The 26,125-nt window shown below is 50.8% G+C and carries 30 protein-coding genes; 25 read left to right on the top strand and 5 right to left on the bottom strand.

Annotation, left to right across the window (positions count from 1 at the left end):
- Positions 1 to 151: flagellin N-terminal helical domain-containing protein (locus tag ACPUC7_RS21995; protein WP_494924538.1), on the bottom strand; the 151-nt coding region annotated here is incomplete at its 3' end.
- Between the two features lie 314 nt (positions 152 to 465).
- Here ACPUC7_RS21995 and fliD point away from each other — a divergent pair.
- Genes fliD through ACPUC7_RS21980 form a run of 3 tightly spaced genes read left to right on the top strand, consistent with a single transcriptional unit; the run spans position 466 to position 2,718 of the window.
- Positions 466 to 1,980 carry a flagellar filament capping protein FliD gene (fliD, locus tag ACPUC7_RS21990; protein ID WP_494924537.1) on the top strand — a complete coding sequence of 505 codons (1,515 nt, stop codon included), beginning with the start codon at positions 466 to 468 and terminating at the stop codon, positions 1,978 to 1,980.
- A 44-nt stretch (positions 1,981 to 2,024) separates the two neighbouring features.
- On the top strand, positions 2,025 to 2,432 hold the full coding sequence (gene fliS, locus ACPUC7_RS21985; RefSeq protein WP_343553686.1) for a flagellar export chaperone FliS: 408 nt from the start codon (positions 2,025 to 2,027) through the stop codon (positions 2,430 to 2,432).
- A complete protein-coding gene (locus tag ACPUC7_RS21980; protein WP_494924533.1) occupies positions 2,425 to 2,718 on the top strand; it encodes a flagellar protein FliT in 294 nt (97 codons plus the stop codon). Before fliS ends, ACPUC7_RS21980 begins: the two co-directional genes overlap by 8 nt.
- A gap of 133 nt (positions 2,719 to 2,851) precedes the next feature.
- Here the strand turns inward: ACPUC7_RS21980 and ACPUC7_RS21975 are convergent, their stop codons facing one another.
- The 3 genes from ACPUC7_RS21975 to flgA form a co-directional block, all read right to left on the bottom strand.
- Positions 2,852 to 3,295 (bottom strand): flagella synthesis protein FlgN, encoded by a 444-nt coding sequence (locus tag ACPUC7_RS21975; RefSeq protein ID WP_494924532.1) that lies wholly within the window; start codon positions 3,293 to 3,295, stop codon positions 2,852 to 2,854.
- A gap of 20 nt (positions 3,296 to 3,315) precedes the next feature.
- Entirely contained in the window at positions 3,316 to 3,600 is a 285-nt protein-coding gene (gene flgM, locus ACPUC7_RS21970) for a flagellar biosynthesis anti-sigma factor FlgM (protein ID WP_494924531.1), read from the bottom strand.
- Between the two features lie 77 nt (positions 3,601 to 3,677).
- The gene (gene flgA / locus ACPUC7_RS21965; RefSeq protein WP_494924530.1) at positions 3,678 to 4,379 is read right to left on the bottom strand and encodes a flagellar basal body P-ring formation chaperone FlgA; all 702 of its coding nucleotides are present in this window, start codon (positions 4,377 to 4,379) and stop codon (positions 3,678 to 3,680) included.
- 258 nt (positions 4,380 to 4,637) lie between these two features.
- Here flgA and flgB point away from each other — a divergent pair, with 258 nt between their 5' ends.
- The 21 genes from flgB to ACPUC7_RS21860 all read left to right on the top strand — a co-directional run bounded on the left by flgB (position 4,638) and on the right by ACPUC7_RS21860 (position 24,338).
- Entirely contained in the window at positions 4,638 to 5,051 is a 414-nt protein-coding gene (gene flgB / locus ACPUC7_RS21960) for a flagellar basal body rod protein FlgB (RefSeq protein ID WP_494924529.1), read from the top strand.
- A 6-nt stretch (positions 5,052 to 5,057) separates the two neighbouring features.
- A complete protein-coding gene (flgC, locus tag ACPUC7_RS21955) occupies positions 5,058 to 5,462 on the top strand; it encodes a flagellar basal body rod protein FlgC (protein ID WP_494924528.1) in 405 nt (134 codons plus the stop codon).
- Positions 5,463 to 5,474: 12 nt separating this feature from the next.
- Positions 5,475 to 6,167, top strand: a complete 693-nt coding sequence (locus ACPUC7_RS21950) for a flagellar hook assembly protein FlgD (RefSeq protein WP_494924527.1) — start codon at positions 5,475 to 5,477, stop codon at positions 6,165 to 6,167.
- A gap of 28 nt (positions 6,168 to 6,195) precedes the next feature.
- The gene (gene flgE, locus ACPUC7_RS21945) at positions 6,196 to 7,419 is read left to right on the top strand and encodes a flagellar hook protein FlgE (protein WP_494924526.1); all 1,224 of its coding nucleotides are present in this window, start codon (positions 6,196 to 6,198) and stop codon (positions 7,417 to 7,419) included.
- Positions 7,420 to 7,429: 10 nt separating this feature from the next.
- Positions 7,430 to 8,167 (top strand): flagellar basal body rod protein FlgF, encoded by a 738-nt coding sequence (locus tag ACPUC7_RS21940; protein ID WP_494924525.1) that lies wholly within the window; start codon positions 7,430 to 7,432, stop codon positions 8,165 to 8,167.
- 22 nt (positions 8,168 to 8,189) lie between these two features.
- Positions 8,190 to 8,972 (top strand): flagellar basal-body rod protein FlgG, encoded by a 783-nt coding sequence (flgG, locus tag ACPUC7_RS21935; RefSeq protein WP_494924524.1) that lies wholly within the window; start codon positions 8,190 to 8,192, stop codon positions 8,970 to 8,972.
- Between the two features lie 93 nt (positions 8,973 to 9,065).
- Entirely contained in the window at positions 9,066 to 9,746 is a 681-nt protein-coding gene (locus tag ACPUC7_RS21930; RefSeq protein WP_494924536.1) for a flagellar basal body L-ring protein FlgH, read from the top strand.
- A 7-nt stretch (positions 9,747 to 9,753) separates the two neighbouring features.
- Complete coding sequence (locus tag ACPUC7_RS21925; RefSeq protein WP_494924523.1) at positions 9,754 to 10,875, top strand: flagellar basal body P-ring protein FlgI; 1,122 nt, start codon at positions 9,754 to 9,756, stop codon at positions 10,873 to 10,875.
- Positions 10,875 to 11,801 (top strand): flagellar assembly peptidoglycan hydrolase FlgJ, encoded by a 927-nt coding sequence (flgJ, locus tag ACPUC7_RS21920; protein ID WP_494924522.1) that lies wholly within the window; start codon positions 10,875 to 10,877, stop codon positions 11,799 to 11,801. The genes ACPUC7_RS21925 and flgJ overlap by 1 nt, the downstream gene beginning before the upstream one ends.
- Before the next feature lie 109 nt (positions 11,802 to 11,910).
- Complete coding sequence (gene flgK / locus ACPUC7_RS21915; protein WP_494924521.1) at positions 11,911 to 13,548, top strand: flagellar hook-associated protein FlgK; 1,638 nt, start codon at positions 11,911 to 11,913, stop codon at positions 13,546 to 13,548.
- An 11-nt stretch (positions 13,549 to 13,559) separates the two neighbouring features.
- Positions 13,560 to 14,453, top strand: a complete 894-nt coding sequence (gene flgL / locus ACPUC7_RS21910) for a flagellar hook-associated protein FlgL (RefSeq protein ID WP_494924520.1) — start codon at positions 13,560 to 13,562, stop codon at positions 14,451 to 14,453.
- Between the two features lie 91 nt (positions 14,454 to 14,544).
- Positions 14,545 to 16,185: a methyl-accepting chemotaxis protein gene (locus tag ACPUC7_RS21905; protein WP_494924518.1), complete on the top strand. Its 1,641-nt coding sequence runs from the start codon at positions 14,545 to 14,547 to the stop codon at positions 16,183 to 16,185.
- Positions 16,186 to 16,341: 156 nt separating this feature from the next.
- A complete protein-coding gene (locus ACPUC7_RS21900; protein WP_494924517.1) occupies positions 16,342 to 17,067 on the top strand; it encodes an RNA polymerase sigma factor FliA in 726 nt (241 codons plus the stop codon).
- 355 nt (positions 17,068 to 17,422) lie between these two features.
- Positions 17,423 to 17,782: a flagellar transcriptional regulator FlhD gene (gene flhD / locus ACPUC7_RS21895; RefSeq protein ID WP_343553706.1), complete on the top strand. Its 360-nt coding sequence runs from the start codon at positions 17,423 to 17,425 to the stop codon at positions 17,780 to 17,782.
- On the top strand, positions 17,775 to 18,356 hold the full coding sequence (gene flhC / locus ACPUC7_RS21890) for a flagellar transcriptional regulator FlhC (RefSeq protein ID WP_343553707.1): 582 nt from the start codon (positions 17,775 to 17,777) through the stop codon (positions 18,354 to 18,356). Before flhD ends, flhC begins: the two co-directional genes overlap by 8 nt.
- Before the next feature lie 85 nt (positions 18,357 to 18,441).
- The gene (gene motA / locus ACPUC7_RS21885) at positions 18,442 to 19,338 is read left to right on the top strand and encodes a flagellar motor stator protein MotA (protein ID WP_343553708.1); all 897 of its coding nucleotides are present in this window, start codon (positions 18,442 to 18,444) and stop codon (positions 19,336 to 19,338) included.
- Complete coding sequence (motB, locus tag ACPUC7_RS21880) at positions 19,335 to 20,237, top strand: flagellar motor protein MotB (RefSeq protein ID WP_494924516.1); 903 nt, start codon at positions 19,335 to 19,337, stop codon at positions 20,235 to 20,237. Before motA ends, motB begins: the two co-directional genes overlap by 4 nt.
- Positions 20,224 to 22,164, top strand: a complete 1,941-nt coding sequence (gene cheA, locus ACPUC7_RS21875) for a chemotaxis protein CheA (protein WP_494924515.1) — start codon at positions 20,224 to 20,226, stop codon at positions 22,162 to 22,164. Before motB ends, cheA begins: the two co-directional genes overlap by 14 nt.
- 19 nt (positions 22,165 to 22,183) lie before the next feature.
- On the top strand, positions 22,184 to 22,690 hold the full coding sequence (locus ACPUC7_RS21870) for a chemotaxis protein CheW (RefSeq protein WP_494924514.1): 507 nt from the start codon (positions 22,184 to 22,186) through the stop codon (positions 22,688 to 22,690).
- A 30-nt stretch (positions 22,691 to 22,720) separates the two neighbouring features.
- Positions 22,721 to 23,914: a flagellin lysine-N-methylase gene (gene fliB, locus ACPUC7_RS21865; protein WP_494924513.1), complete on the top strand. Its 1,194-nt coding sequence runs from the start codon at positions 22,721 to 22,723 to the stop codon at positions 23,912 to 23,914.
- Positions 23,915 to 24,008: 94 nt separating this feature from the next.
- Positions 24,009 to 24,338: a DUF1493 family protein gene (locus ACPUC7_RS21860; RefSeq protein WP_494924512.1), complete on the top strand. Its 330-nt coding sequence runs from the start codon at positions 24,009 to 24,011 to the stop codon at positions 24,336 to 24,338.
- Positions 24,339 to 24,347: 9 nt separating this feature from the next.
- On the opposite strand, the gene ACPUC7_RS21855 is transcribed toward ACPUC7_RS21860, so the two are convergent.
- On the bottom strand, positions 24,348 to 25,127 hold the full coding sequence (locus tag ACPUC7_RS21855) for an NAD(P)H-dependent oxidoreductase (protein ID WP_494924511.1): 780 nt from the start codon (positions 25,125 to 25,127) through the stop codon (positions 24,348 to 24,350).
- Between the two features lie 91 nt (positions 25,128 to 25,218).
- Here ACPUC7_RS21855 and ACPUC7_RS21850 point away from each other — a divergent pair, with 91 nt between their 5' ends.
- The gene (locus ACPUC7_RS21850) at positions 25,219 to 26,109 is read left to right on the top strand and encodes a LysR family transcriptional regulator (RefSeq protein ID WP_494924510.1); all 891 of its coding nucleotides are present in this window, start codon (positions 25,219 to 25,221) and stop codon (positions 26,107 to 26,109) included.
- Positions 26,110 to 26,125 lie beyond the last annotated feature (16 nt).

The raw sequence follows: 26,125 nt of genomic DNA, 5'->3' as shown, positions 1-26,125 counted from the left end.
AGATAGCCAGACCAGCCGCATCATCTTTTGCGCTGTTGATACGCATACCTGAAGAGAGACGCTCAATAGCAGTACCCAGCGAGGTCTGAGATTTGTTCAGGTTGTTCTGAGCCATCAGGCTCAGTGCATTGGTATTGATAACTTGGGCCATAATCGATTTCCTTTTAGCGAATGAACGCTGCCAAGCGTGGCAGCATAAATATGCGTGAATTGTTGCGCATACCCTATTCATCGGAGCCGACGAAAATCACTGAAATAATTTTTTGAATAAAATTAAAAACAATGAATTGCCATCAATAATGACGCTATTTATCGCCATGGCATTAATTAATTAACCAATAAGCGCACGTCTGTGTATTCCACTCGCTTAGAGATTGTTGCTCTATAAGTAAAAAATTAAACTTAACGCCAAATACACCGATGGGAGTCAGTGTAAACATCACTTATTCACTTAAAGGAATATGCATCATGGCAACGCCTATTTCAGGACTCGGTGGTTCTGGGCTTGATATTCCTGCTCTGTTAGAGCAGATGAAAGGCGCGGAGAGCAAAAAGCTCAATCCGTATCTCCTCAAACAAAGCAATTTCAATGGTCAGGTTTCATCCTGGGGCAAAATCTCGAGCTCGCTCGATTCGCTGAAAACTAATTTGGGTAAATTGCAGGATGAAGGTTTCAACGGCGTAAGCGTCGGCGATAACAAAGCCTTCAAAGCCACAGCAGGCAGTGGTGCCATCCCCAACAGCTACTCGGTGATTGTTGAGCAGTTAGCTAAATCGCACAAAATCGGCACGCCTGCGCAAGCCAGCAACAGCGATCAGTTGGGCGACAATTCAGCCACGCGTACCCTGAACATCACCATCGGCGATGGCAAAACCATGGCTGTAGAGCTGAAAGATGACGAAACCTCGCTGACGCAAATTGCCAAGAAGATTAATGCTAAAAACGGTGATGTCAGCGCGTCAGTGATGCCAGCAGAGAACGGCCAGTTTCAACTGGTGGTGACCTCGAAGAAAACCGGCACTGACGGTGAAATCAAAATGGAAGTCACTGGTGACAGCAAGCTGGCTGATGTGCTGGATTACGATCCGAAAAATGCCAATATCCCCGGCGAGACTGGTTTCAACGATAAACGCGCTGCGCAAATCAATGCGGCGCAAAATGCCATTTTGACCATTGATGGCGCGAAGGTTGAGCGTAGCTCCAACACCATTACCGATGCGATTGAAGGCATTACCTTTGAGCTGCGAGAAGTTTCCGAAAAAGATGACAATGGGGATTTCAAAGCAGAAACGCTGGCCGTCACCGCGGATACCTCAAAGGTGAAAACCCTGATTGAGGATTTCGTCAAAATGTACAACAACTTCCTTAGCGCAGCGAGCACGGCCAGCGCGTATAAGGAGCCGGTGAAAGGTTCCAGCGGTGATCTGGCGCAGCCGAATCCGGGTAACGGCGCCCTATTTGGTGATGGTACGTTGCGCCGCCTCACCAGCCTGGTTAAATCCACCACCATGGGAAGTTTTGGTGAAGCCGGCGATGTGTTCCAAACGCTGGGCAGCCTGGGGATTACGGTGAAGTTTGATGGCAACACCGGCGACGATCGCACCGGTACGCTGGGCAGCTTGTCGATTGATAACAAAAAACTCGATGCGGCGCTGAAAAATAACCCGAAGGAAGTGGAAGCGCTGTTCCTTGGTAAAGATGGCAAACCTGGCATTAAAGACGGTTTGGAAGACGTGTTTAAAAGCTATTTAGGTGATAGTGAAAAAACACCCAAAACCGAAGGTGCCATTGCAACGGCGATTAAAGGTCTAAAGGAGCAGGAAACGCGCGTGGCGAAACAGATCACGCGGATGGAACAGCGCATTGAAGACAGCCTGAAGCGCAGCGAAAAAGAGTTTTTGCGTCTCGATAAAGCGATGACCGAAATGAACAGCATGAGTCAGCAGTTGCAAGCCGCATTGCTCGGCATCATGGGATAACAACCACTTATCCGGGCAGTTTATCTGCCCGGCAGGATGTAATGATGTATACCAATAAAGGCAAGAATGCCTACTCCGCCGTTTCTCTCGACAGCCAAATCGCCGGTGCCACGCCGCATCAATTAATTACCATGCTATTTGATGGTGCCATCAACGCGATGCGCCGTGCTGAAATCTATTTTCAGCAGGGCAATATTGCGCGTCGTGGTGAGATGATTTCCCGTGCCATCAACATTATTGATAACGGCCTGCGCGCGGGTCTCAATCATGACATTGGCGGACAGATCCCAGCCGATCTTGAGCGCTTATACGAATATGTATCGCGCAATTTGCTGGAAGCCAATATGAATAAATCGGGAGAAAAACTGCCACAACTGATCAGTTTGATGGCAGATATGGCAGAAACATGGAAAGCCATTGATCCGCAAAATCGTCAGGTGAAACATGTCTGATGCGGCTATTGAGCAACTGCTGGCATTTAACCAGCAGCTATTGATGTTGGCGCAGAGTGAAAACTGGGATGAGTTTGTCGCCGGTGTTGAGCGCTATACCAACGAGTTGAAACAGCTGCGTGCGCAGGATGTTAGCCAACTCAATTGCATTGATGCCTTGCAACAATTATTCGCCAAGGATGCAATCTTACGTCAGTGCATTCAAACTCGCCTTAATTCCCTCAGCGCTGAAATGACCGCCATGCGCAAATCTCGCCACTCTTCTCAGGCCTATAACGCCGTTTAACTATTTAATTCCAGCACTGATTATTTTGTTGGGTCGCCATTTATGGTGACCTATTTTTTCTGCCTTATTTCTGGCAAAAAAAACTCGCCTAAAAGGCGAGTAAGTAAGACAACGAACGAAACAAAATGACAGGTTAAATGCTGATATTGTATTTGCGACCGGTTGGCAGCAGGCTAGATTCACCGGTTGCACCATATAACGTATTGGTATTTCCTACATGATCGACCACTTTCTGCATATGTTGATTTTTTTGCATATGACCATGCAGTAGTGTTTCGACTTTTTGATTCAGCGCTTTAGTATTACGGACTCTTTCGGTCACTTGCTGCCAGCAAGTGAATAACTTTATTTGTCCCTGATAAGGTGCATCAATGTCGGACAATTGTTCCTGCTGGCGACGCATTTCATCGTAATACTGGATAGTCGAGAGCAGCTGACTTTTATTATCTGTCAGCACTTGCAGCGAAACCGGATTAATTTGCGCGCGGTTAAGCTGATTAACCTCTTCGATCATGATCGCCTCTAGTTCATCCAGAGACGTTTTCATCTGCGCCAGTATTGGGTACAACTTATCCATAACCTTAAAACATCCCGCTATTAATGAGACTCAAACATATCCTGCACTAACGCTCGAGCAATTTTGGTCGGCTCAAGCGGCAGTTCGCCCGCTGCTAATGCTGCACGCATCTCGGCCACTCGCGCATGATCGATATCACGACTGTCGTCGTTCTGAATCTTTTTGGTCAGCGTGCTGAGCGTGACCGAGCTTTTGCTGCCAGCCTGGCTTTCTTGCGGCTGACTCTCTTTTGCCGTGGTGCGGGCGCGCAGATCCTGGCTGGTTACCGGGCCAATCGGCTGAGTAGGTTGGGTGCTGTCAATCATCATATTCCTCGGCATTTATGTCATTTCGCTCTCGCGTATACTTCTCTCATCGGTGCTCGACGAAATAACTAAAATATTTATCGTAAAAAGATTATTACCTGACCATCAGCGTCGACTTTTCCCAGAATTGTCTGGCCGTTACGTGTCTGCACTTTCAAAATGCCATCTGCCGCCGCGTTATTAAGCGCTTTGCCTTGCGAGCGAATACGGAAGCCATTGCCGACCGTCACCAAATCCACCGTTTGCCCGGCATGCAGTTGCCACTGCTGGCGCAATTGATTTTGTAGCAACGGTTTACCCGCCACGACAGCGCGCGTCAGGCGCTGGCCAACAATCGCATCGGCATTAAAAATCAGACCATTCGGTTGTGCGTCCAGATTACCGCTAATGGCTTCGATATCGCTGCGTTGTAGCACCGTGCCACTCGGCAAATTTTGCCGCGCCACCCACCAGCGACCTTGGGCACTGATACGAATCGGTAAATAATGTTTGCGTTTGCCGCACCGCGCGATGGCGGTGCGTTTGCCGGTTAAGCGGCTATCATTGCCTGCCAGACTCAGTTCCGGGTTATCGCAAACGGCAGCAAGCTGGGCTGGTGTCGCCAGTAACTCGGCGGTACGAACAATTTCTTCATTTCCCGCGGATGAACGTGTCAGTAGTGCATCGAGTCTGACTTGCAGGCGTTGATCCGCTGACGTTGCCGCCGGTACGCTGGCCAGCAATGGCGCGGAATAACACGCCAGCATGAAGAGTGGGAAAGTAAAAAATGGGTGCCTCATCTTGTTGCCTTATTTAAAACCCGATAAAGTGGCGCTCGCTATTTCTCGTGGTTAAATTATAAACGCCTTTCAATCTATTTTAATGGGGTAAATGGCAACACTTTTGACGCCATTAAAGCCAATTAAATCTACGTGTAATTAATTCATTTTCTAAATTCGCTAAAAGCGCTTATTTCTGTCGACTCTTCGCAGTGTGATATTTCACCACTGCTGTCTACACTAACGCAGTTAAAATAAAGCCAGACAGGAGTTAGCGCAGTGGTCAATAAACTTGATGACGCATTTCGCTTTCAACAGCAAGCGTTAGGTCTACTCTCACGCCGTCAGGATGTATTGGCATCAAATATTGCGAATGCCGATACGCCGGGATATCAGGCGCGAGATATTGATTTTTCACAGCAGTTAAAGCAAGCCATGGATAATTCATCAATGGCGAAACAATCAGTCTCACTGTCATTAACCTCTAATAAGCACATCGAAGGAAAATCGATGCCATTTGACGATGCGCAGCTGCTATATCGTGTACCAGACCAGCCCAGTGCGGATGGTAATACCGTAGATATGGATCGTGAGCGCATCAATTTTGCGGATAACACCGTGAAATATCAGTCAGGGCTGACTTTCCTCGGTGCGGATATTAAGAAAATGATGACGGTGTTGAGTCAGGGGTAATACGAAATGTCGCTCTTTAGCGTATTTGATATTTCAGGATCGGCCATGGCGGCGCAATCTCAGCGCCTCAACGTCAGTGCCAGCAATATGGCGAATGCCGACAGTGCGGTCGGGCCAGATGGTCAACCGTACCGCGCACGTCAGGTGGTGTTCTCGGTTGATCCCGCAGCAGGCCATGACATTGGCGGCGTGAAGGTCAGTGAAGTGGTGGAAAGCACCGAACCGCATCGCATGGTGTACGAGCCAGGTAATCCATTGGCGGATGAGCAGGGCTATGTGCGCATGCCGAACGTCAATGTAGTGCACGAGATGGTCAACACCATTTCGGCTTCCCGCAGCTATCAAGCCAACGTGGAAGTGATGAACTCCGCTAAGACGCTGATGCTGAAAACCTTAACTCTGGGCCAGTAAGGATTCATCACCATGGTTGCAGCAGTCAACAACAACAACGGATCGGACAATTACGGCAATGGCAACAGCGCCGCCGATCTCACTGACAGCTTTATGAAGCTGTTGGTGGCGCAGATGCAGAATCAGGATCCCACCAATCCAATGGACAACAACCAGCTGACCGCTCAGCTGGCGCAGTTCAACACCGCGGCGGGCGTGGAAAAGCTCAACAGCACCGTCACCGGCGTGCAAGCGATGATGGCGCAACTCGGCAGTATGAGCGCCTCATCGTGGGTCGGACGCAGCGTATTGATCGAGGGCGATCCGAAGGTCACCTTCAACGGCGGCATCGGTATTCAACAGGAAGGTGCGGATAAGGCAGAGCAGTTCAGCTTCGTGCTGGATGGCGATGCTGACACCGTCACCGTGACCCTGACGGATGCCGAAGGCAACGCCTACACCGCCGATCTCAAGAACGTGAAGTCTGGGGTGAAAACCTACAGCCTCGACGATCTGGAGAACTTCCAGCCTCAGCCTGGCCCTGCGCCAGACACCGAATACACCCTGACTTTCAAAGCTAAAAATGCCGAAGGCGAAAGCCCGGAAGCGGTTGGTTTGATGCAGGAAGTGGTGCAAGGCGTGACCATGACGCCAAACGGCGCCGTGCTGCATCTGCTGAACCACGAACCGATCGGCATGCTCGATGTGATTGTGATTCAAAAGTAACTTCTTACCTCTATTTTGGAATTTTATTATGAGTTTTTCTCAAGGTCTCAGCGGCCTCAACGCGGCAGCCAAAGCGCTGGACGTGGTGGGCAACAACATCGCTAACTCACAAACTAGCGGTTTCAAAAGTGGCTCTATCGCCTTCGCCGATATCTTTGCCGGTTCTGTCGGCTTGGGTGTGCAGGTGGCAGGCATCAGCCAGAATTTCAACGATGGCGGCCTGAGCTTCACCGGCCGTAACCTGGATATCGGTATTCAGGGCAAAGGTTTCTTCCGCATGCAGAATGAAGGCGGCGGCGTCTATTACGGACGTAACGGCCAATTCGATCTGGATGCCACTGGCAACATCATCAACAAAACCAATGGATTATTCCTGACCGGATATCAGGCCACCGGCACACCGCCAACTATCCAGCCAGGCGCGCCAGTCGGGCCGATCCAGATCCCAACCGGCGATATGCCGCCAGCGGCATCAACCGCCGGTTCATTGACCGGCAATCTGAAAGCCGATGATACCAACATCATCACCGCACCTTTCGACCACGAAGATGCTGAAACCTATAACTACACCAGCCAGGTTGAAGCATTCGATAGTCTCGGCAATAAGCACACCGTCAAGCTGTACTTCGTGCAGACCAGCGCCGGTGATTGGACCGCTTATGCGCGTAACGAAACGTCACCAGAGCTGGATCCAGCTGGTAATGAAGTGCCGCCAACGCCTTTCCCGCTGACCTTTAATGCCGATGGCACGCTCAACATGGCGAATGCCAAGATCAACGTCAAAGGCGAATCATTCAATGGCGCCACACCATTGGATCTCGAACTGGATCTCTCGGCGATCACCAAATACAGCGGTGATAGCACCATGAAACTGAAAGAGATTGATGGCCAGGCGCCGGGCAAATATCAGACCTTTATCGTCGGTGACAGCGGTGAAGTGGTCGCGACCTACAGTAATGGCAAACGTCAAACCATCGCACAAATCGTGCTGGCTGATTTCGCTAACAGCGGCGGTTTGGAAGCGCAGGGCAACAACCTGTGGGGCGAAACGCCGCAGTCCGGCCAGCCGTTCCTCGGCACTTCTGGTTCAGGCAGCTTCGGTTCGGTTAACGGCAGTTCGCTGGAAGCGTCCAACGTCGATATGGGCCAGGAGATGGTCAACATGATCGTCTATCAGCGCAACTATCAGTCGAACTCGCAAACCATTAAAACCCAGTCTGAGCTACTCCAGACGCTGGTTAACTTGCGTTAAGGATAGCTAAATGGATCGCGCAATATATACCGCTCTCAGCGGCGCCAGCGCCTCAATGAACCGCCAGGCGGTGACCGCCAATAACCTGGCTAACAGCTCAACTGCCGGTTTCCGTTCGCAACTGGCGGCCTTCCGCTCGGTGCCGATTCAGGGTGAAACCCTGCAAACGCGTGCGCTGGTGGCGGAATCCACTCCGTTCCATGACAACACCATGGGGCCAATTACGCACACCGGCCGCAGTCTCGATGTGGCATTGCCGCAAAACGGCTGGCTGGCGGTAGCGATGCCCGACGGCAGCGAAGGCTACACCCGCAACGGCACCATCGAAGTAGATAGCGAAGGCGGCTTGAGCGTCGGCGGTAAACCGCTGATGGGTGATGGCGCGCCATTAGCTGTGCCTCCGCAGGCCAACGTCACCATTGCTGCTGACGGCACCATTTCCGCATTGGGTGCCGGTGACGACCCCACCGCAGTGGTGCCAGTCGGCCGTCTGAAGATGGTTAACGCCGATATGGCCGATTTGCTGCACGGCGATGACGGCTTGTTCCGTGCCGCCACTGGTGCGGCACTGGCGCAGGACGACGCGCTGCGTCTCAGCCCGGAAGCACTGGAAGGCAGCAACGTCAGCCCGGTGAAAGCCATGACCGAGATGATCGCCAACTCCCGCGGCTTCGAGATGAACATGAAGGTGATCCGCAGCGCCGACGAAAATGCCCAGAAGGCCAACCAGTTACTGAGCGTGGGCTAACCGCCCACCGAGGAGTCTTACGATGATCCGTTCTTTATGGATTGCAAAAACCGGTCTGGAAGCACAGCAGACCAACATGGATGTGATTTCCAACAACCTGGCCAACGTCAATACCAATGGCTTTAAACGCCAGCGTGCGGTGTTCCAGGATCTGTTGTATCAAACCCTGCGTCAACCCGGCGCACAGGCCTCGGAACAAACCACCTTGCCAAGCGGTTTGCAGCTGGGTACCGGCGTACGTCCGGTCTCAACGCAGCGTATCCACACCCAAGGTGGCTACAACGAAACCGGTAACGAAACCGACGTGGCGATTGAGGGTAAAGGCTTTTTCCAGGTACAGATGCCGGATGGCAGCACCGCTTATACGCGTGATGGCCACTTCGACAAAAACGAAAATGGACAGTTGGTGAATGCCGAAGGCCATCCGATCCAGCCTGGTATTGTTATTCCGCCGGATGCGAAGAACTTGCAGATCAGCAACGACGGTATCGTCAGCGTGACCATCGCCGGTCAGGCACAGCCGCAGCAGATTGGTCAGTTAACGCTGGCCAGTTTCGTCAATGAAGCCGGTCTGGAGAGCGTCGGTGGCAACTTGTACCGCGAAACTCAATCATCAGGTGCGCCGAACGAGCTGAATCCGGGCATGGAAGATGCTGGCACGTTGAAACAGAAATACGTGGAAACCTCTAACGTCAACGTGGCGGAAGAGTTGGTCACCATGATTCAGGTGCAGCGCGCTTACGAGATCAACAGTAAAGCGGTATCGGCTTCTGACCAGATGCTGCAACGCCTCTCGCAGCTGTAATTTCCGTTCTCTGCGGGCGCGGCTCGAAGGTGGCGCTCGCAGACTGTTAACGACATCGATATGAAACCATTTTTAACTCTCTCGCCAGCGGCTATGTTGCGCGTCCTGTTGTGCACAGGCGCGCTGATGATCAGCGGTTGTGCGCACATTTTGCAGAAGCCCCTGGTTGAAGGGCCTACTTCGGCAGCTCCATTACCGATGGCACCGGTCGGCACCAGCGGCTCACTGTTTATGTCGGGCCAGGCGATGAACTACGGCTATCAGCCGATGTTTGAGGATCGTCGTCCGCGCAATGTTGGCGATACGCTGACCATCCTGTTGCAGGAGAACGTGAGCGCCAGCAAAAGCTCCTCCGCCAGTGCTAACCGTAATGGATCGGCTGGAATGGGCCTGATCGCCGTACCGACCAAAATGAACAGTTGGTTAGGTGACGGCAAAGCAGACTTTGATGCTGAAGGTAAAAACGATTTCTCCGGCAAAGGCGGCGCGGCAGCGCGTAACACCTTCACCGGTACCATCACGGTCACTGTTAATGAGGTAATGCCGAACGGCAACCTGCGCGTGGTGGGTGAAAAGCAGATCGCGATTAATCAGGGCACCGAATTCATTCGATTCTCTGGCGTGGTCAATCCGCGCACCATCAGCGGCAGCAATACCGTGCCTTCCACGCAAGTGGCAGATGCGCGCATTGAGTACGTCGGCAATGGCTACATCAACGAAGCGCAGACTATGGGCTGGTTGCAGCGTCTGTTCCTGAATCTTTCACCTTTCTGATACTGCGATGAATAAACAATTCCTTCTCTTTATGATCAGCATCGCGCTCTACGGCATGATGCTGAGTATGCCGAAACTGGCACATGCCGAACGTATTCGTGATTTGGCGACGGTGCAGGGCGTGCGTTCTAACGCCTTGATGGGCTATGGCTTGATCGTCGGCCTGGATGGTACTGGAGACCAAACTATGCAGGCACCGTTTACCGGGCAAAGCGTCAACAACATGCTGTCGCAGCTTGGCATCACTGTGCCGCCGGGCACCAATATGCAGTTGAAAAATATCGCTGCGGTGATGGTGACGGCGGAGTTGCCGCCGTTTGCCCGCTCTGGCGACAAGCTCGACATTGTGGTGTCGTCGCTGGGTAACGCAAAAAGTTTACGCGGCGGCACGCTGTTAATGACGCCACTCAAAGCCGCAGATAACCAAATCTACGCGATGGCGCAAGGTAACATCCTGATCTCTGGAGCTGGCGCGCAAGCCGGTGGCAGTCGTGTACAGGTTAATCAGCTGAACGGTGGTCGCATTAGCGGTGGCGCGACGGTTGAACGTGAAGTACCGAACGATTTCGCCAGCCAAAACGTGGTGCGTTTGCAGCTCAACGAATCCGATTTCTCGCTAGCGCAGTTGATCAGCGATGAAATCAACCGTCGCTACAACGGCGGCGCGGCGATTCCGGAAGATGCGCGCACCGTGCGTTTGTTTGCGCCCGCTGATGGTCCCTCGCGCGTGCGTTTCCTCGCTAACATCCAGGACATTCCAGTTCGCGTAAACGTGCAGGATGCCAAGGTGATCGTCAATTCACGTTCCGGTTCGGTGGTGATGAACCGCCATGTCTCGCTGGATAGCTGCGCGGTGGCGCACGGCTCGCTGACGGTGGAAGTGACGCAAAACAACGTGGTTAGCCAGCCGGATACGCCGTTTGGCGGCGGGCAAACCGTGGTGACGCCGCAAACCGATATTTCGGTACGCGATCAGGGTGGATCATTGCAGAGCGTGCGCAGCAGTACCGATCTCAACAACGTGGTGCGGGCACTGAACAACCTTGGCGCGACGCCAAACGAGTTGATGTCGATTCTGCAAGCGATGAAAAACGCCGGCTGTCTGCGCGCTAAGTTGGAGATCAACTAATGGAGAAATTCGACAAGTACGATCGTCCGGCGTTCGATATGCGTTCGCTGGATACGCTCAAACGCGAGGCGGGGCGCGCCTCGCCGGATGCGTTAAAAGCGGCGGCGAAGCAGATGGAAGGTATCTTCGTGCAAATGATGATGAAGAGCATGCGCGATGCCACCATCAAAGATGATTTGATGCATAGCCAATCGTCAGAAATGTTCACCGCGATGCACGATCAGCAGGTAGCGCAAAATATTGCCGGGAGTAATCAGCTCGGCTTTGCTGATCTTATCGTGCGTCAGTTGGGTGGCGAGAGTGACAGCACGCAAGTGGGGGCGCCAGGTCGCGGCCCGATGTCGCTGGTGGGGGAAACCGCCAATATTCGCGCCAGTGGCCCGCTGCGTTTACCAGCACCGCTGTCGTTCGGGCAAGCAACTGAAGGTGCGCATCCGTTTATCACCCGGCTGCTGCGCCCGGCACAGCAAGCGGCGCAGCAAAGCGGGGTGCATCCGCATTTGATTCTGGCGCAGGCTGCGCTGGAATCGGGCTGGGGCAAACGCGAGATTCCCGCCGCCGATGGCTCGCCGAGTCACAACCTGTTTGGTATCAAAGCCACCGGTGACTGGCAGGGCAAAACCACCGAAATCACCACCACCGAATATATCGACGGCGTGAAGCGCAAGGTCAAAGCCGCGTTCCGCGTCTACGAATCCTACGAACATGCGCTGTCGGATTACGCCAAATTGTTGACGAAAAATCCACGCTACAACCGCGTAGTTGAGTCGTCGACGCCAGAGCAAGGCGCAAAAGCGTTACAAGCGGGGGGTTACGCTACCGATCCGGCTTACGCACAAAAGCTCATCACCATCATTCAAAAAGTGAAAGGCAATATTCAGCAAGGCGTTTCTGCCTATCAAAGCGATATTTCAAAATTATTTTAGAAAGTCGTTTTAGAGAATTTTGTAATCACCGATGAAATAAATAGAACAATGTGAATTTTAATTTTGGCGCCAGCGCCAAATTACCGATAACGGAACCTGTTAGACGCTTATGAATAACCTCTTTAATTTAGCGCGCAGTGGTTTGAGCACCGCCCAGTCGGCCCTGAGTGTGGTCGGCAGTAACTTAACCAACGGTATGTCACCGAATTACAGCCGCCGCGACATCCTGATTGGCGAGTCCGGTGGTTTGGCTACCGCACAAGGCTTCTATGGCTACGGCGCCAAAGTAAATGGTGTACAACGTGCTTATGATGCCTTCGCGAATTCACAATTGCGCGGCTCGGTTTCTAACTGGGCAGCGCTGAACGGTCGGCACGAGCAGTTGACCGACATCGATAACATGCTGGGTGATGAATCAGATAACGTCTCGGTTTCGCTGAATAATCTGTTCAAAGCGATGGCAACACTGAGTAGCGATGCTTCAGATGGGCCGTCGCGTTCCGCAGTTTTCAACTCTCTCGGCGTGTTGACTCAGCGTTATAACGAAAGTGGCAAGCGCCTGACCGGTTTGGAAAAAAGCACCAACACCAACATCGAGCAAAGCGCCAAAGACATCAACAGCTACACCGAACAGCTGGCGGAAGTGAATAAGCAGCTGGAGCGCATTCAGGCGCAGAGTGGTACGCCGCCAGCAGATCTGCTGGATCAGCGCGATACCTTGCTGGAAAACCTCAGCGAACAGATTGGCATTGATGTCACGGAAAACCGTGTTACCGGCCGAGTGGATGTCACGCTGGCTGATGGTCGTCCGCTGGTGTCTGGTGAAACCGCCCACAAACTGTCAACGGCCCCCTCCGAGAGCGATCCCAATAAAATCGTGGTGTCGTATGTCGGCAGCGATGGCAAAGCCACACCAATTAATGAAAGCAGCATTACTAAAGGCCGTTTGGCGGGTCTGTTCAAATTCCGCAATGAAGACCTGGACGTGGCACGTAATGAGCTGAATCAGATTGCGTTCCAGATGGCCAGCCGCATGAATGAACAGCATCAGGCTGGTTTCGATCTGGATGGCAATCCAGGCGATCCACTGTTCTCTTTACCGGCGATGAAAGCGATTACTAACAGCAACAATACCGGCAATGGGCGCCTGGATAACATTCGCGTGTTGGATTATAAAGCGGTGAATGCTGAGGATTACAACATCAGCTTTGATGGCACCAATTGGAACGTGACCGGCGCGGATGGCCGCACGGTACCTGCCACCGCTTCCGGCGGTGTACTGACCTTCGATGGCGTTGAAATTGATTTGCCCCCGGTCGGCGTCAATGCTGGCGATAAATTCAGCTTTAACCCGCTGGCGGGGATGGCAGAAGGGATTGGCCGCGCACTGAGTAACGCCAGCAAATTTGCCGCATCCGACAGCGCCACTGGCGGTAGCTCGAATAACAACAACCTGGAAGCGATGTTAAAAATCCAGGATGAGAAGCTGATTGGCGGAAATACCCTAACCAGCGCCTATACCAAACTGGTGGGCACGATTGGTGCTAATGCGCGCGCAGTGCAATCCGGTTTGAAATCGGCGGAGATTGATCTCAGCACTAAATATGACACCAAGCAGTCACTGAGCGGGGTGGATATGAATGAAGAGACGGTCAACATGAATATGTTCCTGCAGTATTACCAGGCGAATGCCCAAATCCTGCAAACTGCCACCACGCTGTTTGATACTTTGCTGACGATTAAATAAAGGAATAGATAATGCGGTTAAGTACGCTTTATATGTTTAAACAAAGCGCCGAGAGCATGTCGAAGCGCGTGAATGATAATAACGATATTTACATGAAGTTATCTGCTGGAAAATCTTTGTTGCGAGCTTCAGATGATCCACAAGGTGCAACGGATGCGGTGAAATATCAGGATGCGATTGCCAAGCTTGAGTTGTACAGCAATGTTCGTGCAGGAACGCGCGGCGCAATGCAGCATGAAGACCATATTCTGAGTTCAGTAGGCAATTTGCTGACCACATCGTTAACCGAAAAAATTGTCGCGGCCAAAAGCGACACGTATTCCGATGAAGATCGCAATGCGCTGGGTAAAGAGATTGAAGGCATCCGCGCCAATTTGCTCGATTTAGCTAACTCACGTGATAGCAATGGCCGTTATATTTTCTCCGGTTTCCATACGGATACGCCTGCATTTGATGCAACGGGGAATTATCAGGGCGGAGCAGAAGCCCGTAAGCAAACGGTAGCAGACAGCACCGAAATGATCGTCAGCCATTTAGGTGATGCTGTGTTTGGCGATATCTTCGGTAAATTGGACGATGCCGTCGCAGAACTCAGCAAAACGCCGATCGATCAAATCGCACTCGAAGCGGCGCTGAGTGAGGCCAGTAAAGCCGTCAGCGCGGGTATCGAGCGTTTGGGTAAAACCCAGGCCGAATTGGGCACCAATATGCAGCAATTAGACTCGCTGGATTTAACCGCTGATAACCTGATCAACGAAAATATTGTTAAAGTGCAAAATGCCATTGGTTCAGATTACGGCACCATGACATCGCTAATCATGGATTCGAAAATGTCGGAATTTGCGCTAAATGCCTCGATGCTGGTATTCCAATCAATGCAAAAAATGAATCTATTTAATAAATAAAAAATAATTACACTATTTCCTCGTACCCTTACTCATTACTAACCAGGTCTTTCCTGTTGCCATTATTGGTTGGCAGGAAAGAAAAAATATTATGCTTAAAAAAATTAAAATATACAGTGCTATCAATATAATTATTGTTTTATTCGCCTCGATTTTATTTGCTGCCGTCATTTTCTCACTTTATGACTCACACGCAAATAATGATAATTTCAAACGTCTGGTTATCTCTGCGGATAATAATATCCGCGTACGTGATGCCGCGTATGACATCAGTACGGCCATCGCCAACACCAACGGCCTGATGATGCACGGCGCCAGAGGCGGACGTCAGCCGCAAGAAGTACTGAAAGTCACGCGTGATATCCTGGAAGAAGGGCACGTGAGCATGGATGAATTCATGGCCACACCGTTCAATTCCGCAGAAGAGCGTAAAGCCGGTGCAGAAGTGAATGCGGCATTTGACGCGGTCTATACCATGGTATTGAACAAGTTAGATCACGTTAATGACATTGACAGTTATAACGGTTCACTTGAAAAAGAGATGGCGTTGAGTACCACGCTGCGCGAAAAAATCGCCCGCTACAATGACGTCACTTCGCAACAGGCGCAGGGCTATATCAAAGAAGCGGAATCTAATTATCAATTCATGATCGTGGCGGGCTCATTGGTTGCCATCCTGACGCTCATCATGGTGATTGCCACCCGACTTTGGTTAGGTCGAACCTTTGTGCAACGCATGAAGATGACGATGGAGATGTTGAAGCGCGTTGCCGCCGGTGATCTCAGCCATAACGTCACGGTAGGTAAAGCCAATGAGATCGGTGAAATGCTGCAAGAGCTGGAAAACATGCGCTCTTCATTGACTGACACCATCTACGGTATTCGCGACAGCGTGCAGCATATTCACTCCAACGCGCAGCAAATTGCCCACGGTAACAACGATCTCTCTTCGCGCACCGAAGAGCAGGCCGCAGCGTTACAGCAGACCGCCGCCAGTATGGAGCAAATCAAAACCACGGTGCGTCAGAATGCTGACAATGCGCATACCGCTCGCCAGTTAGCGGAAGGGGCCAGCAACAATGCACGTCATGGTGGCGAGGCGATGCAGAATCTGGAGCAAATCATGGCGCAGATCACGCTTAGCTCGCGCCAGATCGCTGATATCAACGGCGTGATTGATAGCATCGCCAATCAGACTAACATTTTAGCGCTTAACGCAGCGGTTGAAGCAGCGCGAGCCGGTGAACAAGGACGTGGCTTTGCCGTGGTTGCTGAAGAAGTCCGTAATCTGGCGAAACGTAGTGCTGACGCGGCGAAAGAGATCAATCAGCTGATTAACACCTGTGTGAGCAACATGGATACCGGCTCGCGTCAGGTCAATCAAGCCAGCACTGTGATGCAAGAGATTGTCAGTTCGGTGGGCCACGTTACCCAGATCATGGGGGAAATTACCTCGGCGTCCGATGAACAAAGCGCCGGCATCAACCAGATTTCGCAAGCTGTGAATGAAATGGATTTAGTGACACAGCAAAATGCGGCGATGGTTGAAGAAGCGGCACAGGCGGCGGTTGAGCTTGAAGCACAATCTGATTCGCTGGAAAAACGCGTGGCGCAGTTTGTACTGGGTAAAGACGTTGCAGTGAAAAATACCCCAGCATTAGCCAAAGTTAGCGCTTCACGTAATCATAACGTCTCTGCTGAAAAAGATAATGCTCAGTGGGAAACATTTTAAGCACTGAATTACTCGCAACATTGTCGCTAATTACCACGATAGGGAATTCAATAAAATAAAGTAGTGGATTAGGCATTTTTATACGGGCTTATTGCACTATATGAATTCCCACTTTCACCGGATAATTCTCATTGAGAATATGAGGTGAATAGGATCGTGGACGGTATATACACAGCCGAAGGGCTTGAAGATAAAACAGCGTTATGGTCGAAATACCATCATCTGGTTCGTCAGGAAGCGCTGCGATTACAAAAGCGCTTACCCGCCAGCGTTGAACTGGATGATTTAATTCAGGCTGGAGCGATGGGATTTCTTGGGGCAATTGAGACGTTCGATCCAAAAAAAGGCGTTACGCTCAGTGCCTGGATTATTCAACGTGTGCGTTGGTCTTTACTGGATGAATTACGTGAGCGGGATTGGGTGCCACGACGAGTAAGAACGCATTCACGTGAAATCGCTGAAATCATAAAAAATATTGAGCAGAAAAAAGGAGGGGAAGCGACAGAAGCAGAAATCGCCGAACACATGGCCGTTTCGCTGAAAGAGTTTCAACAGATGCTGGCAGATAATAATAGCAGTCAAATGTACTCAATGGATGAGCTGCAAGAGAACTTTGCCGATCTGTGGGAAAACACCAGTGACGAGACTGAATCACTGAATCCGTTGCATGATTCAATTCAACAGGATCTGATCGGTAAAATCGCTGAGCACATTACTGTAATACCCGAGCGAGAGCAGAGAATATTACAGTTCTACTATCAGCACGATCTCAATATGAAAGAGATAGCGTTGATTCTAGGCATTACTGAAACACGGGTTAGTCAATTGCACAGTTTAGCAATAAAAAGATTACGCAGCAGGATGGAATCCACTGCAAAGTAACTACAAACTAGTAACATTAACATTGTTAATAGGTCTTTAAGTTGTTTTTAAGTTAATAAAATGACAATTAAGAACGTTTAATAATGTGCTTTTTTCAATAAAAACATATGGTTGGTGTCTTGTTGTGGAATGGGGGATGTTCTGACGGATTGTTAGGATTATTCCGAGTGGCTATTATTTGCTCCGTTTCCCGATACAGACCGAGTCTTGGTTCAAATAGATTTGATGACACATATTCATTCTTGTTCACATGAGATTGAAATCATCACTAAGACGCGAGTTTGTATTGTTCCGGTAATGTTTCATTACCCTTTTAGACTTATCTATTTTATTGATGAAGGTTGAGGTGTTATCAGTGTCAAACTTTGACGAGTATCTACAGCACATTCATGACATTAACTTGTCCTATCTGCTTCTGGCTCAGCAGCTTATTCGACAGGACAAATTTGCCGCCGGATTCCGCCTGGGATTATCAGAAGGAACGATTGATAACTTGAAGGAGTTATCGTTACCACAATTAATGAAATTGGCTTCAACTAATCAACTCATTTGTCGTTTACGTGTTGATGATGAAGTGGTGATCGAGAATTTAACCAAAGACTCACGCATCGAAGCATTACAGCAAATTCACACGGGGATTATTTTGTCGACTAATCTGCTTAATTCCCTTGAAGAAGTCCCTGTTGTCGAAGAACAAGGTGGCTGGAATGTGTGATAATAAAAGTTTGTTGGAAGAAATTCATGATGTGAATATCGCCATGGGATTAATTTCCCTCGGTGCGCGCATGCAGGTTCTGGAATCAGAAACGTCGTTAAGTCGTCGTCGTTTATTACGTTTGTATAAAGAGTTACGCGGTTGTCCACCACCTAAAGGGATGCTGCCGTTTTCCGAGGATTGGTTTATGTCCTGGGAGCAAAATATTCACTCTTCGATGTTCTATAACATCTACCTCTATTTGAAGAGTGCTGAGCAAGGGCGTTCGATTGAGACGCTGATTAAGACTTACCGTTTATATCTGGAACAGTGCTGCTCTAATGCCGATGACAAACCCGTATTGGGATTGACCCGTGCATGGACATTATTACGTTTCATTGATTGCGGCATTATTTCGCGCAAAGCCTGTAGCGTTTGCCAGGGCGGCTTTGTGGTTACCACCGAGTTTATTAAAAATCCGTTTACCTGCAGTTTGTGCAGTCCGCCTTCGCGTGCTTTTAAGAAATCACAAGTGAGCGGCAATGGACGCATAAATCCATTTGCTACGCCAAACCTGATGGCGGTGACAGCCTGATCCAATGACAGGAACAGTGCACAAGATGGCAGGACGCCGATTCTGCAATTCACAGCATCGGCATTGAAATCTAAAAGGAGCGTTTGTGTTAGTTATCATTGGCTATCTTGTTGTTATAGGCACAGTTTTCGGTGGCTTTGTTATATCGGGTGGCAATCTGGCGGCGCTGTTTCAGCCGGTTGAACTACTGATTATCGGCGGCGCTGGCGTCGGGGCTTTCCTTGTCGGCAACAATGCTAAGGCGCTGAAAGCCACCGGCAAGGCGGTGCTTAAACTGTTTGCCGGCAGTCGCTATAACAAAGCGGTGTATATGGACCTGATGGCACTGCTGTTTTTGTTGCTGTCCAAGAGCCGTGTGCAGGGCTTGATGTCGCTGGAAAGAGATATTGAAGAGCCGCAGGCAAGTGAAATTTTCAGTGCCTATCCTCGCTTGATGAATGACCCGATGATCCGCAATTTTGTGCTGGATTACTTCCGTCTCATGATTGGCGGCAGCATGAATTCGCATGAAATTGAAGCGCTGATGGATGAAGAGATCGAAACCTGTGAAGAGGAGATGGAAGTGCCGGCGCACAGCCTCAACACTTTAGGTGATGGCTTCCCGGCCTTTGGCATCGTGGCGGCGGTAATGGGCGTGGTGAACGCCTTAGCCGCAGCCGATCGTCCCGCTGCTGAGTTGGGCATGCTGATTGCTCATGCTTTGGTGGGGACTTTCCTCGGTATCCTGATTGCTTACGGTTTTGTCCTGCCACTGGCACCGTTGTTACGACAGAAAAGTAGCGATCAGGTAAAGATGTTGCAGTGCATCAAAGTTACGCTGCTCTCTAGCCTCAATGGCTATGCGCCGCAGATTGCGGTGGAATTTGGTCGTAAAACCATTTTCGTCAGCGAGCGCCCATCGTTTGAAGAGTTGGAAAATCACGTTCGTGAAGTGAAATCCAATGCCAGCTTGAAAAACAGTGCTTCGGATGCAGCTGCATGAAAAACGCCACACCCATCATCGTTCGCAAGCGCAAAAAGAAAAAGCACGAGCATCATGGCGGTACATGGAAGATCGCTTATGCCGATTTCATGACCGCCATGATGGCGTTCTTCCTGGTGATGTGGCTGCTGTCGCAGTCCACGGATATGGAACGCGAGTTGGTGGCTGATTATTTCCGCACGCCATTGAATCAGGCGCTGTCTCAGGGCAATAAAAATAGCCTCAGCGACAGCGTTATTCCTGGCGGCGGCGATGACATCATCAAGCAGCAAGGCGAAGTGTTTAAAAGCCGCATTGATGCACAAAGACGGCAAAAAATGCTCGAAAGTTTGCAGAGAGCGAAACAGAAGCTGCAGCAGATGATTGAGACCGACCCACGTCTGAACAATTTCAAATCCAACATCCTGCTGACGCTAACCAACGATGGGCTGCTGATTCAAATCACCGACTCACAGCAGCGCCCGATGTTCAAAATGGGCAGCGAAAGCCCTGAACCTTATATGTACGGCATTTTGCAGGCATTGGTGCCGTTGCTTAAAGAACTGCCCAACAAAATCAGCCTGACCGGGCATACCGATTCGCTGCCTTATTCTGGCGGTGATGGCGGTTACAGCAACTGGGAACTCTCCGCCGGGCGCGCCAATGCGGTTCGTCGCGTGTTGGTCAATGCCGGGCTGGAAGATAGCCGCTTCCTGCGCGTGATTGGTACTGGCAGCCGTATGCCGCTGGAGGAAACTAAAGCCGATGATCCGCGTAATCGCCGCATTAGCATTTTAGTGCTCAGCCAGCTCAAAGAGCATCAAATCCTGCAGGAAAACAGGATGGAGCGCCAGCCAATTGCGCTGACGCCGGAGATGTCGCAACGACCAGTTCAGGGGTACACCGATGGACATGAATGATTTTTCGCAAATCTTTTTTAGCGAAGCGGAAGAGCTGCTTACTGAGATGGAGCAGCAACTGTTGCAGTTGGATGTTGCAGCGCCGGACATCGAACAACTCAACGCGATTTTTCGTGCCGCACACTCACTGAAAGGTGGCGCCGGAACCTTTGGTTTTACCGCATTGCAAGAGACCACGCATTTACTGGAGAACTTGCTGGATGAGGCCCGCAGCGGCGCGCGCGTACTGACTCAACCAATTATTCAACTCTTTCTGCAAGGGAAGGACATTATGCAAGCGCAGTTGGAAGCTTATCAGGCTTCGCAGGAGCCTGATGAGGCAAGTTTCCGTTATATCTGTGAGGCACTGCGTGAAATCGCATTGCTGGAGCAAGCGCCTATTGCTCCAGCTGACGTTGAAACTCCACCTGTCGCCTCTGGTCCAGATAACACTCAACTGCACATCACGTTGAATGGTGTTGATGCGGCGGCGCAAACACTGTTGCAGGAAGAGTTACAGCACCTCGGCGAAATTCAGAGCATCGAGAATGCCAGCAGCAGCATGAAAGTCACGTTGGCAACCAGCGCATCAGCGGAAGACATCAGCGCGGTACTCTGTTTTGTAGTGGATGAATCGCAGATTGCGATCGAGGCAGCGCGACAGGCCGTTGTGGCTGAACCTGCTGTAGCAGAAGTAGTAAAAGAAGTGCCGCCTGAAACGCCAAAAGCCGCAGCACCTGTCGCCGCTCCGCGTGCGGCAAATCAGGAATCAGGCAGCATTCGCGTTGCGGTCAGCAAAGTCGATCAGATTATTAACCAGGTTGGCGAACTGATCATTACTCAAGCGATGTTGTCGCAGCTGACGCAGGCGCTGGACGGCGCAGGCCACGATATGTTGCTCAACTGCGTGGCGCAGATGGAACGCAATACGCGCGAGCTGCAAGAGTCGGTGATGTCGATTCGTATGATGCCAATGGATTATGTGTTCAGCCGTTTCCCACGCCTGGTGCACGATCTCGGTTCGCGTCTAAATAAAAAAATTGAGCTAACGCTTAAAGGCGGTTCAGCTGAACTGGATAAGAGCCTGATCGAACGCATCATCGATCCCCTGACGCATTTAGTGCGCAACAGCCTTGATCACGGCATCGAACCCGCTGATGTACGCGTTGCCAACGGCAAATCGGCGGTGGGTAATTTAATTCTCTCCGCCGAACATCATGGCGGCAATATCGTGATTGAAGTGATCGATGACGGTGCGGGTCTGAATCGCGAAAGAATCCTTGCCAAAGCGCGATCCCAAGGCATGAACGTTAGCGACACGCTGAGTGATGATGAAGTGTGGATGCTAATTTTCGCCGCGGGTTTCTCTACCGCAGAAAGCGTGACAGATGTGTCTGGTCGCGGCGTCGGTATGGATGTGGTGCGACGCAACATTATGGCGATGGGTGGTCACGTCGAGGTGTTGTCGAAGCAGGGCAAAGGCACCACGGTGCGCATTATTCTGCCACTGACGTTGGCGATCCTCGACGGCATGCTGGTGAAAGCCGCTGACGAAATTTATGTTCTGCCGCTCGGCGCGGTAATGGAATCGCTACTGCCGCAAGAAGAGATGCTTTATCGCTTTGTCGACGATGAACGTCTGCTGCAAGTGCGTGGCGAATATCTGCCGATGGTGTTGCTGCGCCAACGCTTTGCGATTGAGGGTGAACCTCATTCTGATGACGGCATTGTCGTCATTGTGCAAAGCGCCGGTTGTCGTTATGCATTGTGGGTTGATCAACTGATCGGCCAGCAACAGGTGGTGGTGAAAAATCTGGAGCAGAACTATCGCAAAGTGCCGGGTATTTCCGCGGCGACCATCCTCGGTGATGGCAGCGTAGCGCTGATCCTCGACGTAGTAGAGCTAGCAACTTTGACTAATCAGCAGGAAAAACTCATCCCTGCGTGATGAGTGAGGAATAAAAATAATGACTGTATCCAATGGACAAACCTCTGCAACTAACAACGCAATGGCACAGGAATTTCTGGTATTTCGTCTCGGCCAGGAAGAGTACGGCATTGATATTCTTAAAGTGCAGGAAATTCGTGGCTGCGATCGTGTGACACGCATTCCCAATGCCCACGATTTTATTACCGGCGTGACCAATCTTCGTGGCGTGATTGTGCCGATTGTCGATTTACGTTTGCGCTTCAATTTGCCGGAAGCTAAACAAGATGAAAACACCGTAGTGATCGTGCTCAATCTCAACGATCGCATTGTTGGCATTGTGGTTGATGGTGTTGTCGATGTGCAATCAATGGATGTTGATCAGATCAAACCGGCCCCCGAAGTCACATCGTCATTGTCGAGCCGTTATTTGCTAGGAATTGGCGTGTTGGATAGTCGCATGGTGATTTTGGTTAATATCGAAAAACTCTTGAGCCGTGAAGAGCTGGAGTTAATGGATTCGATGACTGAAGCTTTAGCAGAGTAAAACGTTCTTCCCATTAACGCAGGAATTATCATGAAATTAATTACGGTTAATGAACCGAAGTTTTCGGCTGAGTTTCAGTGCGCGGGCAGTCAATGTATTGATCATTGTTGCTATGGCTGGAATATTATTTTTGATAAAACATCAATGAATAAATATTTAAAAAGCCCAGTCATTGAGATTAAAAATATTGCTACTGATTCTGTCGACGTATTAAAGAAAAGCCATGCGCATTGGGCGCAGGTGAAATTCAACGAAAACCAAGTATGCAGCTTCATGGATGATAACAAACTGTGCAAAGTGCATGCGTTAATGGGGCCTTCCGCCCTCAGCCCTGTTTGTGCTGACTATCCGCGTAGTAGCATGAGTTTCAAAAGTGAAAAGAATAAAACGTTGACGTTATCCTGCCCGGAAGCGACGCGTGCATTATTGACTGACCCACAAGCTATGATGCTGGTTAGCCACGTAATAACCACCAACGTGGCGAAGTCAGCGCGCATTGTTAACCAGCACCAGAAGCTGATTAATCTGATGTCGATGCACCTGATGCAGGCCAGCCAGGCTGCGACACAGCAAGGCTTGTATGCTATCGCTTCATTGTTACTCTTTGCGGAGAAAAAGCCGCAGCAGGTCGAAGAGTTAGAAGCCTACTTCGAAAGCCTGATGATTAGCCTTCAGCAAGGTGAAATGGCCGAGCCTATTGCTAACCTGGCAAGCGATCGTCAATTACAATGGTCGTTGTTATTAAGATTACAACGTTATGTGGGAACGAGAAAACCCACCCGCTCTTTGGGCCTTATAAGTGGCTACGTGGCGCGTTTATTACAAGTGCAAACCCAAAATAGTGCAAACAATCATGTGGCCGAAAGCATGGAACGCCTTGAACAGGCATGGGCATCTACAGCGCAGCCGTGGTTAGATGAACGACCGCATATTATGCGCAACTATATTATGTATCGTTTATATAACGACCAGTTCCCGGATACGCGCAAACGCAGTGCGATGTCATGGCTCTATCTGATTACCGCAGAGTGGTTCTTAATTAAGTCACTTATTGCTGCGACGATTGCTATTGATGGTGAGATCAGCGAGAAAATCATCATTGATATTATTTACAGTTTGCATGCGGTTACTAAACATAATAAAGCGGCCAGCGAGTTCTTCTTTGAACAGATTGAAAATGTGAAAATGAATGACGATCTCTCACTTCTCTATCTTCTCCGCTAGTCTTAAAATTTCAGTATTCACATTTTTTTCATCCGGCTCGCCAGATTGCATGGCAGAATGGCGCTCCGGTGATTCAGTGGGGAGCACAGAAGCGATGACAGTTGAACTTGAACAACGTATCTATGAATTGGTGCGACGCTATGACGGCGTGTATCTGTTCAAGCAAAAGACGCTGACACCGCAGATCGACATTGATACCGATCTCAACTTTGAGCGCGAAGAAGCCGCCGCGTTAATGGATGAGTTTTTCAACGAATTCAACGTGGATCGCGCTGGCTTTGTCATTGAAACCTATTACCCTGATGAACCCTCGCTGGTGCAGATCCTCAATCCGTTCAACAAGCGTGAAGTGCCGGTGGTGCCCGATTTCACGCTGGGTATGTTGATTGAGTCGGCGCAGGCAGGGCGCTGGTTATACGAGTAAAGGCATCGTCTAGCGCTTCACATGCACGGCAAATCCCTTCTCTCCCGGCATCCACTGTTCTTTTAACGTTAACGCGGGGATCTCATAATCGCCGCCGTTTTGCTGACGAAAGGCAATCGGAGCGGTGTCGACTAAGCTGTCCAATCTTGTTGCCAACGCTTCACACCAACCTGCATAACGCGCTTCAGGGGTTTTTTGTACCCGATACAACACCAACGGCGGCAAGACGCTAAAGCCCGGATAAAACAGCATGCCGTGTTGAATGGGAAATAGCAGGTCGTCAATCGGGCCATTGATGCCACGCGGGCTGTAATGCGATTCCCATCCGCCGGTGGTGACCAAAAGCATCGCGCGTTTACCGCTGAGATTGCCTTCACCGTAACGATCGCCCCAATGCTGATCGTTGTGCTCGCCGACGCCGTAGGCAAAGCCGTTGGCGTATACGCGGTCAAACCAGCCTTTCATGATGGCGGGCATGGAGAACCACCACAGTGGGAACTGGAATATCACGGTATCGGCCCAGCGCAGTTTTTCCTGTTCGGCGGCGATATCCGCTGCTTGTAACTGGTGATCGTAGGCGTAGCGCGAATCCGCGGTGGCATCGTAATGCGCCCCAACCCGTGGCGCGTGGGTGTCGGCAGCATCAAGCTGCGCTTTCCACTGCATGGCATACAGATCTGACACTTGCACCTGATGACCCGCATTGTTCAGATGCTGCACGGCGAAATCTTTCAATGAACCGTTCAGTGAACGCGGTTCTGGATGGGCATAGACAATCAGTACATTCATCGGCTTAATCCTGTGAAATGAAAACAGCTGCAGAGTAAGCCGCCGCTGACTATAGTAGAAATCAATTGCTGATATCTCAGGTATAGACAGAGTGAATATCAATGCGCTGGATTTGAAACTATTGCAAACGCTGGACGTGCTGCTCAGCGAACTCAACGTCACGCGGGCGGCGCAGCGTCTCCATCTCTCACAGCCTTCGGTGAGTGCTCAACTGGCACGCTTACGCACGCTATTTGATGATCCACTTTTGCTGCCCGGCCCGCGCGGCATGCTGCCGACCGCTCGAGCGCAGGCATTACGTGAGCCGCTGCGTCTGGCTTTGGAAGCGCTGGAGCGTGCCGTTGCGCCGCCCGATGCGTTTAATCCGGCCAATGCCGATAATACTTGGCGTGTTGCGGCAACGGATTACACCGCCTCGGCGTTGGTGTTGCCCGCACTCAATCTGATCCGCGCGGCAGCCCCGCAAAGCCGCATGGCGGTGTACGCGCTCAACCCGCCACAAATCTTGCAGCAACTTGAGAAAGGTGAGCTGGATGTGGTTTTTCATACCGGCGACAGCGCACCGCCATCGCTGCATCAACGCAAACTTTTCAGCGAGCGTTATGTATTGGCCGGACGGCGCGATCACCCGCAATTGCAGCAACCGCTCACGCTGGATCAATTTTGCCAGTTGGATTTCGTCATGGTATCGCCAGATGGCGGAGGTTTTCGCGCTGCCACCGATCGCGCACTGGCGAAGTTGGGCCGCACACGCCGTGTGGCACTGTCGGTGCCGCATTTCCTGTTTATGCTGGAAGCGCTGGAGAACAGCGATTTGGTGGCGGTGCTGCCCGAGCGGCTGGTGCGGCGCGCTACGCAACTTACGTTGCTGACGCCGCCGCTGGATATTGAGGGATTTGATATTCTGCTGTTGTGGCATGAACGCCTACACCGCGATCCAGCCCAGCAATGGCTGCGACAGCAAATCGTGGCGGCGCTTTAAAACGAGCGAATCACAA

The organism is Pantoea sp. CFCC18179, assembly GCF_059412405.1.
The sequence above is the reverse complement of the archived record's forward strand: the minus strand, read 5'-3'. Positions and strand labels throughout refer to the sequence as shown.

Coding starts and splice junctions, on each gene's coding strand:
- flgJ (WP_494924522.1), top strand. CDS start 10,875: ATGGAGAAATTCGACAAGTACGATCGTCCGGCGTTCGATATGCGTTCG.
- fliS (WP_343553686.1), top strand. CDS start 2,025: ATGTATACCAATAAAGGCAAGAATGCCTACTCCGCCGTTTCTCTCGAC.
- cheA (WP_494924515.1), top strand. CDS start 20,224: ATGGACATGAATGATTTTTCGCAAATCTTTTTTAGCGAAGCGGAAGAG.
- flhC (WP_343553707.1), top strand. CDS start 17,775: ATGTGTGATAATAAAAGTTTGTTGGAAGAAATTCATGATGTGAATATC.
- ACPUC7_RS21940 (WP_494924525.1), top strand. CDS start 7,430: ATGGATCGCGCAATATATACCGCTCTCAGCGGCGCCAGCGCCTCAATG.
- ACPUC7_RS21925 (WP_494924523.1), top strand. CDS start 9,754: ATGAATAAACAATTCCTTCTCTTTATGATCAGCATCGCGCTCTACGGC.
- ACPUC7_RS21980 (WP_494924533.1), top strand. CDS start 2,425: ATGTCTGATGCGGCTATTGAGCAACTGCTGGCATTTAACCAGCAGCTA.
- flgA (WP_494924530.1), bottom strand. CDS start 4,379: ATGAGGCACCCATTTTTTACTTTCCCACTCTTCATGCTGGCGTGTTAT.
- flgM (WP_494924531.1), bottom strand. CDS start 3,600: ATGATTGACAGCACCCAACCTACTCAGCCGATTGGCCCGGTAACCAGC.
- flgG (WP_494924524.1), top strand. CDS start 8,190: ATGATCCGTTCTTTATGGATTGCAAAAACCGGTCTGGAAGCACAGCAG.
- flgK (WP_494924521.1), top strand. CDS start 11,911: ATGAATAACCTCTTTAATTTAGCGCGCAGTGGTTTGAGCACCGCCCAG.
- motB (WP_494924516.1), top strand. CDS start 19,335: ATGAAAAACGCCACACCCATCATCGTTCGCAAGCGCAAAAAGAAAAAG.
- flgL (WP_494924520.1), top strand. CDS start 13,560: ATGCGGTTAAGTACGCTTTATATGTTTAAACAAAGCGCCGAGAGCATG.
- ACPUC7_RS21855 (WP_494924511.1), bottom strand. CDS start 25,127: ATGAATGTACTGATTGTCTATGCCCATCCAGAACCGCGTTCACTGAAC.
- fliB (WP_494924513.1), top strand. CDS start 22,721: ATGAAATTAATTACGGTTAATGAACCGAAGTTTTCGGCTGAGTTTCAG.
- ACPUC7_RS21930 (WP_494924536.1), top strand. CDS start 9,066: ATGTTGCGCGTCCTGTTGTGCACAGGCGCGCTGATGATCAGCGGTTGT.
- ACPUC7_RS21975 (WP_494924532.1), bottom strand. CDS start 3,295: ATGGATAAGTTGTACCCAATACTGGCGCAGATGAAAACGTCTCTGGAT.
- ACPUC7_RS21905 (WP_494924518.1), top strand. CDS start 14,545: ATGCTTAAAAAAATTAAAATATACAGTGCTATCAATATAATTATTGTT.
- ACPUC7_RS21950 (WP_494924527.1), top strand. CDS start 5,475: ATGGTTGCAGCAGTCAACAACAACAACGGATCGGACAATTACGGCAAT.
- ACPUC7_RS21860 (WP_494924512.1), top strand. CDS start 24,009: ATGACAGTTGAACTTGAACAACGTATCTATGAATTGGTGCGACGCTAT.
- flgE (WP_494924526.1), top strand. CDS start 6,196: ATGAGTTTTTCTCAAGGTCTCAGCGGCCTCAACGCGGCAGCCAAAGCG.
- ACPUC7_RS21870 (WP_494924514.1), top strand. CDS start 22,184: ATGACTGTATCCAATGGACAAACCTCTGCAACTAACAACGCAATGGCA.
- flgC (WP_494924528.1), top strand. CDS start 5,058: ATGTCGCTCTTTAGCGTATTTGATATTTCAGGATCGGCCATGGCGGCG.